4 protein-coding genes and 1 pseudogene are annotated in these 8,524 nt (G+C 70.7%); 3 read left to right on the plus strand and 2 right to left on the minus strand.

What is annotated here, in order from left to right; all coding sequences use genetic code 11:
- Positions 1-111: 111 nt before the first annotated feature.
- Entirely contained in the window at positions 112-3,447 is a 3,336-nt protein-coding gene (locus FNH04_RS35850; protein WP_152790028.1) for a S8 family serine peptidase, read from the minus strand.
- Between the two features lie 296 nt (positions 3,448-3,743).
- On the opposite strand from FNH04_RS35850, the gene FNH04_RS35855 reads away from it, so the two are divergent.
- From FNH04_RS35855 to FNH04_RS35865, 3 genes are all read left to right on the plus strand, one after another.
- Entirely contained in the window at positions 3,744-4,193 is a 450-nt protein-coding gene (locus tag FNH04_RS35855; RefSeq protein WP_152790029.1) for an NUDIX hydrolase, read from the plus strand.
- A 321-nt stretch (positions 4,194-4,514) separates the two neighbouring features.
- A complete protein-coding gene (locus FNH04_RS35860) occupies positions 4,515-6,296 on the plus strand; it encodes a TIGR03767 family metallophosphoesterase (RefSeq protein WP_152790030.1) in 1,782 nt (593 codons plus the stop codon).
- Between the two features lie 103 nt (positions 6,297-6,399).
- Positions 6,400-7,578, plus strand: coding sequence for a serine hydrolase domain-containing protein (locus FNH04_RS35865; RefSeq protein WP_152790031.1), 1,179 nt, complete (start codon positions 6,400-6,402; stop codon positions 7,576-7,578).
- A gap of 229 nt (positions 7,579-7,807) precedes the next feature.
- Here the strand turns inward: FNH04_RS35865 and FNH04_RS35875 are convergent.
- A pseudogene (locus tag FNH04_RS35875) lies at positions 7,808-8,524 on the minus strand (hypothetical protein); the annotation flags it as partial.

Here is an 8,524-nt window from a genome sequence, read left to right on the forward strand (position 1 = left end):
CGGTGGAGTCGCAGCCCGTGGGCCGTGAGCGGCAAGAGCGCCGGGCATGGCAAGGGGCGGGTGCCACGGTGAGCACCCGCCCCTTGCCGGCCACCGGTCGGGAGACCGGCGTCAGCCGGTGACCTTCTCGATGACGACCGTGCCGAGACCGGCGGCGGTGCCGCGGCCGTTGACCAGGCGGACCTCGCCGAAGAACTGCCGGCCGGCCGCACCGGCCGAGCGGACCAGGACCTCGGCGGAGACCTTCGCGGAGGCACCGCTCGCGAGCGAGACGGTCTTGTCGGCGTCGACGTTCACCGAGCCCAGCGCGGACGAGAAGTACACGTCCTTGTAGGCGTACGTCGTCGAGCCGGACGGCACGCTGTAACCGTCGATCCGGACCGTGTACGTACCGGCGGCGGGCTTGGTCAGGCTGACCGCCTCCTCCGAGTCGCCGTCGGCGGACTGGCCGACCGTCGCGCCGTCCTTGAGCACGAACAGGTCGAGGTCGGCGGCCGGGTCGGAGGGGTTACCGATGGAGATGTCGAGGCGCTCGACACCCTCGGGGACCTCCACGGTCCTCGTCTGGACCTCGTGGTGCGCGATGGTCGGCGTCTCCAGCTTCGCCGAGCCCAGCGGGCCGCCCTGCAGCTTGCCCTCGATGGCGGCGAACGCGTTGGTCACGGTCCAGTCGGCGGCGATCGGGGTGCCGACCTTCGCCTCGGGGATCGTGGTCACGGCCGGGTCGAAGGCGGTGCCGAGCACCGACACGTCCAGCTTGAAGGGGTTGTCGAGGTGGGGCGAGGTGCGCCGCGACTCGACCTCGATCTCCCAGACGCCCGGCTGCGGGTCGAGGTAGGTCCGCAGGTCGGGACGGCAGGTGTTGGGGTCGGAGGGCAGCGAGTAGTCCGCGTAGCAGTAGATGGTCGCGCTGTCCTCGACGGCCACGCCGTACGGGTGGATGGAGATGAACCGCGTCTGGCTCTTCTCCTTCAGCCCGCCGAGCGCCACCTCCAGGGTCTTCGCACCCTCCGGCACCGTCACGAAGTACGACGTGGTGCTGTTGCGCTGCACGGAGGAGGAGGCGGACACGGCGTACGACGGCTTCGCCAGCGGCTGCGAGACGACGACCGTGGCGAGGATCTGCTTGTCCACGCCCTCGGTGCGCTCGTCGTCGGCCTCCAGGATGGCGCTGTGCACGCCCGCGGACTTGGCCTGCGCCTGGACCTTGACGGTGACCGGCTTGTTCAGCGGCAGCACGATGTCGTCGTCGCCGAGGAGACGGAAGGTGCCGTCGTTGTTCTTCCACTCCAGCTCGTGCCGGACCGGACGGTCGGGCCCGGAGGTGCGGGTGATGGTGACGTCGTACGTCTTCTTCTGCTTGGCCTTCAGGCCGCCCTCGCGGTCGTAGAGGCCGGTGCCGAAGCCGGGGGTCGCCAGGAACTGGTCGATCGCGGTGTCGACCGGGGCCTTGACCGTGTAGTCGTGGGCGGTGGCGCCGTCCTTGATGGCGTCCCAGGCCTGCACGATACGGATCAGACCGGCGCCCTGCTCGTGCGCCTGCACGTCCTTGATCTTGCGCGCGGTGCTGGTCAGCGCGGTGCGCAGGGTGAGCGGGGAGAGCTCGATCTTGCGCTGCTTGGCGGCGGACAGCAGCAGCGCGCTCGCGCCCGCGGCCTGCGGAGAGGACATCGAGGTGCCCTGGAGCATGCCGTAGCCGGGCGGCAGGCTGTAGCCGGACTCGGCGACAGGAGCCCCGGGTGCCCAGGTCTGGATGGTGTTGATCGCCGCGCCGGGGGCGGTGATGGTCGGGGTGAAGCCGCCGTCCTCACGCGGGCCGCGCGAGGAGAAGGGGAACATGGCGTACTTCGTCTTCACGACCGAGCCGTAGTTGGCGGCCCAGGTCTCCTTGGAGACGGAGGCGCCCACGGAGAGCACCTTGTCGGCGAGGCCGGGGTCACCGATGGTGTTGATGCCGGGGCCCTCGTTGCCCGCGGAGATCACCAACTGGACGCCGTACTCGTCGATGAGGCGCGTGTAGAGCCTGGCGCGGGCGTTGTTGCCGTCGTTCAGCTGCGGCAGGCCGCCGATCGACATGTTGACGATGTCGACGCCGCGCTTGGTGACGAGGTCGATCATGCCCTCGGTGAGCGCGACGTTGGTGCAGCCGCCGGTCCAGGTGCAGGCGCGCGAGGAGACCAGCTTGGCGCCGGGCGCCGCGCCGTTCATCTTGCCGCCGAAGAGGCTGTTGGCGGCGGTGATGCCCGCCACGTGCGTGCCGTGCCGGCCTTCGATGACACCGATGTTGACGTAGTCGGACTTGTCGCCGGCCGCGTTGAAGACGACGTCCTTGCGGGTCTCGACCACGAACGGGATGCGCTCGGCGATCGGCGTGGCGGGGTCGTCCGTACCGAAGTAACCGATCTGGAAGTCGTCCTTGTACGGCTTCAGCGCCTTCTCGTCGGTGAAGTCGGCGTCACCGTCGAGGTCCACCCGGACCGTGCCCGCGGCCGCGTCGTACAGCACGCCCCACACGTCGGTGGTGTCGCCGTCCCGGTTGAGGTCACCGGCCATGTCGCCACCGAGGGTGGCCGTCTCCGCGAACGTACGGAACTTGAACTCGCCCGCGGGCGCCTGCCAGGTCTTGCCGCCGGCGGTGAACACCGGGCCGGTCACGGGGGAGTTCATCCTCAGCCAGGTGCCGTCGCCGTCGGCCACCGGGTCCGTGGCCGTCACCCAGTCGACGATCTTGCGCTCGCCCGTGGTGGTCTTCTGCAGGGCCGGGTGCGCGATGTCGACACCGGAGTCCAGGATGCCGATGGTCACGCCACGTCCGTCGTACGTGGGGTGGTCCTCCACGAAGGAGACCGCGCCGGTCTCGAAGGACGGGTTGTACGGGTTCGTGGCGGGCGTGCTCTTCCCGGGCGCCGCGTACCCGGTGCCCGTCGCCGAAGAACTTCGGTCGCCCGAGCCCTGCGGGGTCGGGTCGTCCAGCTTGATCTCCTGCTTGAGGTCGATCGCCTGGACGGAGGACAGTTTCTGCGCGGCCGCGATGGCCTTGTCCGCCTTGGCGGTGGGGACGGTGACCCGGACGTAGCCGAGCTTGTCGACGGTCTTGCCGACGAGGGAACCGCCGACCGCGTCCAGCTGCTCGGCGACCTGCTCGGTCTGCCCCGGAGCGGTGGCGATCATCATCGTGACGTTCTTGTCGCCGTTCGCCTCGGCCTCGGCGAGCAGCTCGGCGTCGGCCGAACCGAGCTTCTTGTCGGCGGACTTGACGGCGCCGTCGGACGGGGCGGAGGTTGGGGGTACCTCCCACGCGTTAAGCGGTGGGGGAGGGTCGTCCGCGGAGAAGGCCAGGGGTATCGGCCCGGCCGCGGAGAGCGCGGCCACCAGTCCCGCGGCCACGGCGATACGCGCCGCGCGTCTCGCACCCGATATCGGGGTGCGCTGGGGGGTGAGGGTCATCTGGATCCCTTGTACGTAAAGGAACGATCGACAGTGAATCGACGGTGCAGCACGGTGATCCGAGCGAAGGGACGGATCATGGGTGTCCGGTGTGCGCCGGCTGTGTGCGGGGCCGGACGATCGCTCAGCCTTACGCATGAGACCGCTGTTTGGGGAGGGTCTGCACGAGACCCGAGCGAATCATGGGGAAATCCCCAACATGGCGGGGGAGTTGACAGCGCGCGATGTACCGACATGTCCGCCGATGTGACCCGTAATCAGCTCCCCGCCACCGGTCGTCTGTGTAACGTCTGTGCATGCGCGAGGAGTTGAGGGTGGCGGCGTACGCCGTGTGCGTACGCGACGGGCAGCTGCTGCTGGCCCGCTGGGTGGCCCGTGACGGCAGCAAGCGGTGGACGCTGCCGGGTGGCGGTATGGACCACGGCGAGGATCCGTACAACACGGTGATCCGCGAGGTCGAGGAGGAGACCGGGTTCGAGGTCGAGCCGACCCTCCTGCTCGGCATCGACTCCAACAGGCGCCACTATCCGCGCCGCCTCGGCGCCGTCGCCGACTTCCACGCCCTGCGCGTCGTCTACGAGGCCCGCGTCACCGGCGGCGCACTCCGCCACGAGACGAACGGCTCCACCGACATGGCCGCCTGGCACCCGCTGGACACCGTGCCCTCGCTGGACCGGGTGGGGCTGGTGGACGCGGGCCTCGCCCTGTGGCGTGAACGCCCGCCCTCCGGGCACGCCCGGGAGTAGGCGAGGCGGGGGAGTGGCACTCCCGTGAGACAGGGGAGCGGCACCCCGTGAAGCGGGGGAGCAGCACCCCGCGAGACAGGTGCACTACCCCGCTAGATGAACAGGGAGTGACCGCGTCCCTTCCGTCTCCCTTACGTTCGGGAAGCCTCCGTGAACGCGCAGGGTGGGCCAAGATCCACGTACGGTGATCGGTGTTGCCCGTTGCCGCCCAGTTAACGTGCAGGCCATCCCCGGTGCCAACGATCCAGTACGAGCGGACTGCTCGCGTGCCGAGCCGTCCGCGACCACCACTGACGCGTTTGCACTCGGGGAGATCGCGCCATGTCGCGCATACGCTCTGTCGCCACCGCTGCCACCGCTGCCACCGCTGCCACCGCTCGTGACCGCCGTGCCTTCCTCGCCGCCACCGGCGCGGTCGGCCTCTCGGCGGGCATCGGACTCGCCCTGCGGCCCGGCGCCGACGCCCCGGCCCACGCCGCCGCCCAGGACACGTCCGCGGTCCTCCTGTCCTCCCGCCAGGCGCCCGCCGCGCCCCTCGCGCCCTACACGCGCGGCACGACCCTCGGCTCGGTCGCGGCGCCCCGCGGCGGCTCCGGCTACATCCGGCTCGGCGACGGCCCCGCGTGGGAGCGCGTCGTCCGCGGCGACCTCGCCGCCCCCCGCTCGGGCCGGGAGAACCGCCGTACGGCCCTCGCGGCCTTCGTGCAGTTCACCGACCTGCACGTGGTGGACGTCCAGCACCCCCTGCGGTACGAGTACCTGCGTGCCCAGACCGCGAGTGCCTGGCGTCCGCAGGAAGCGCTGTCGGTGGCCGGCGCGGTGTCGCTGGTCGAGCGGGTCAACGCGCTGCGGGGAGCCCCCGTCACCGGCTCCCCGCTCCATTTCGTCATGACGACGGGCGACAACACCGACAACAACTCCCGCACCGAGCTGGACTGGTTCCTGAAGGTGATGAGCGGTGGCCGTGTCACCCCCAACTCCGGTGACCCGCGCCGCTACGAGGGCGTCCAGGACAGCGGACTGAAGCTGTACTGGCAGCCCGAGGCGGACCTGCGCGACGCCGACAAGCAGCTCGGCTTCCCGAAGATCGACGGCTTCCTCGACGCCGCGATCCGCGAGGTGAACAGCCCCGGCCTGAACCTGCCCTGGTACTCCACGGTCGGCAACCACGACTCCCTGCCCGGCGGCTGCTACGCCCCCGGCGACTCCTTCTTCGCCGACTTCGCGGTCGGCGGCAGGAAGCTGATGGACCTGGACGAGCAGGCGGGCCGGGCGATCTGGGACAACGTCCAGTCGGGCGGCGACCCCAGAGGTGCCGACTGGAAGGCGATCATCAAGTCCCAGGCCCGCGCGATGCGCTCGGTCACCCCGGACGAGAACCGCGCCCCCTTCACCTCGCTGGAGTACCTCAAGGCCCACCTCGACCCGGCCCACACCGGCCCCGGCCCGGTCGGCCACGGCTACTCGCAGGCGAACGTGGACGCCGGCACCCAGTACTACGTCTTCCGCATCGCCGACGACGTCATCGGCATCAGCCTCGACTCCACCGACCCGGGCGGCCACTACGAGGGCTCACTCGGCACGGCCCAGCTGAAGTGGCTGGAGCGGACGCTGAAGGAGCACGACGAGGACGGCTCGTACGCGATCGTCTTCAGCCATCACACCAGCAGGACGATGCGCAACCTCCGCGAGGACCCCACCCACCCGGGAGAGTCCCGCCACGGCGGCGACGAGCTCCTCTCCCTCCTCGGCCGCCACCGCAACGTCCTCGCCTGGGTCAACGGCCACAGCCACCGCAACCGGATCACCCCGCACTCGTACGCCGACGGCGGTTCCTTCTGGGAGGTCTCGACCGCCTCCCACATCGACTTCCCGCAGCTCGCCCGCGTCATCGAGCTGACGGACAACAAGGACGGCACGATCTCCCTGTTCAGCACGCTCATCGAGTCGGCGGCCCCGCACGGCACGGACTTCGCCGACCTCTCCCAGACCGGCCTGGCGTCCCTGTACCGCGAACTGTCCTTCAACGCGCCGGGCAGGCGCGACACGCTGACGGGCGACCCGGGGGACCGGAACGTGGAGCTCGTCCTGCGAAAGGGCTGAAAACCGCTCAACCGGTACACGGCGGTTCAACCCTCTCACCCCCGGCGGGGTCCCCCCTCCCGACCGGCCTTCCTCGGCCGGCGCATCAGGACAAGGGGGAACCATGTCAGTACGTGCGGGACTGGTGGCCGCGATCACCGTTGCGACGGCGACGGCGATGGCGTTGGCGGTACCGGCGGCCGCCGCCTCGGCATCGGCGAGAGGCCAGGAAGCGGGGGTCGACCGGGGGGCCGGCCACAGCGCCACCCGGAAGGCCATGGACGCCGCCGTCGAGGAGGGCGTCCCCGGGGTGGCCCTCCAGGCCAAGGACGGACGCGGGGTCTGGAAGGCGACGTCGGGCGTCGGCAACCTGAGGACCGGAAAGCCGCGCAGCGCCCAGGACCGCTACCGCGTGGGCAGCATCACCAAGACCTTCGTGTCCACGGTGCTGCTCCAGCTCGAGGCGGAGGGAAGGCTGTCGCTGGACGACAAGGTGGAGAAGTGGCTGCCGGGCCTGGTGCGCGGCAACGGCCACGACGGCCGCAAGGTGACGCTCCGCCAGCTCCTGAACCACACGAGCGGCATCTTCAACTACACGGACGACGAGACGTTCGTCCGCACGTACTTCCTGAAGGAGGGCTTCTTCAAGCACCGCTACGACACGGGGACACCGGAACAGCTGGTCGGCACCGCCATGAACCACAAGCCGGACTTCGCCCCGGGCACCTCCTGGAACTACTCGAACACGAACTACGTCCTGGCCGGCATGGTGATCGAGAAGGCCACCGGCAACCCGTACGGGGACGAGATCCGCACCCGCGTCATCGAACCCCTCGGGCTGCACGCCACCCTCGTCCCCGGCACCTACCCGAAGGTGCCCGGTCCGAGCAGCCGCGCCTACGGCAAGCTCGCCGAGACGACGACGGGCCCGACGTACGACGTCACGGAGCTGAACCCCTCCCTGGCCTACGCGGCGGGCGAGATGATCTCCGACTCGTCGGACCTGAACCGCTTCTACGCGGCGCTGCTCAAGGGCAGGCTGCTCCCGAAGAAGCAGCTGAACGAGATGAAGACCACCGTCAGGGTGGACGGGATCCCGAACGCGGGCTACGGCCTCGGCCTCATCGAACAGAAGCTGAGCTGCGGCGTCACCGTCTGGGGCCACGGCGGCGGCATCCACGGCTCCTCCTCCGAAGCACTCACGACGACCGACGGCCGCCACTCCCTCGCCTTCAACTTCAACGGGGACTGGGCGGGGGACAGCCAGGCGATCGTGGAGGCGGAGTTCTGCCGTAAGCAGTAACCGGGCGTGCTCGGGGGCGATGTGCGGGCCGCCCGGCGATGTGTGCCCGAGCGTCCTGAGGACAGACGAGGTCGAGCTCCGGGTTGTTCCGGCGGTTCCACCAGCCGCCGACCGCCTCGGTCTCCGGCCGGGCGTCCAGCTCACTCTCTGTGGGCCGGCGTCGCACCACGAGAAGGGGCCGCCCGCAGCCCGGCGGCCCCTCCGCTTGTCGTGCTTGTCGCCGGCCCGGCTATCGCGGGAGCACCACGACGTACGCCGCCGGGTCGCGGTCCGCCGAGGCCAGGAGGGCCGTGCGGACCACCGAGGCCTGTTGCTCCAGGCAGTCGCGGAGTTTCCTGGGGGTGATGTGGACGACCGTGATGCCCAGGCGCTCCAGGGTCTCGCGTTTACGGGCGTACTCCGACCAGAGGGCGTCCTCCTCCTGGCGCGGGGCGCGGGTGTCCAGTTCCACGGCGACGGCCTGGTCCGGCCAGTACGCGTCCAGGCCGCCCAGGTGAGGGCCGCCGGGCAGGCGCAGGTCCACGTTCCAGACCGGGTCGGGCAGGCCGTACTCCTCGACCATCCGGTAGAGGCGGTCCTCGGCGATCGACCGGCCCTCGGCGAGGAGGGAGTCGACCGCCTCCACCACGTGCGGGCGGCTGAGCAGCCTCGCCTGGGTCAGCTCCCGGACCACCGCCCCCGGTTCGCAGTGGCCGGCACGGACCGCCTCCGTCAGCAGGCGGCGTACGGCACCCGCGTCCGACAGGTCCGCCACCGCGTCGGCGAGGGCGCGGGGAACCGGGGCGACCGGGAGGCCCATGACGGCGGCCGGGGTGGGGAGCGTGGGGGTGCGCAGGACGCGGACGCAGCCCGTGGAGCGGAGGCGGCGCAGACGGGGGACGAGGACGTCGATCCGGTTCAGGGAGGGCAGCGGGGGCGCCGATGTGAAGCCGTACAGGGCGAGGGC

The organism is Streptomyces phyllanthi (assembly GCF_009377205.1).
GTDB classification, from domain to species: domain Bacteria; phylum Actinomycetota; class Actinomycetes; order Streptomycetales; family Streptomycetaceae; genus Streptomyces; species Streptomyces phyllanthi.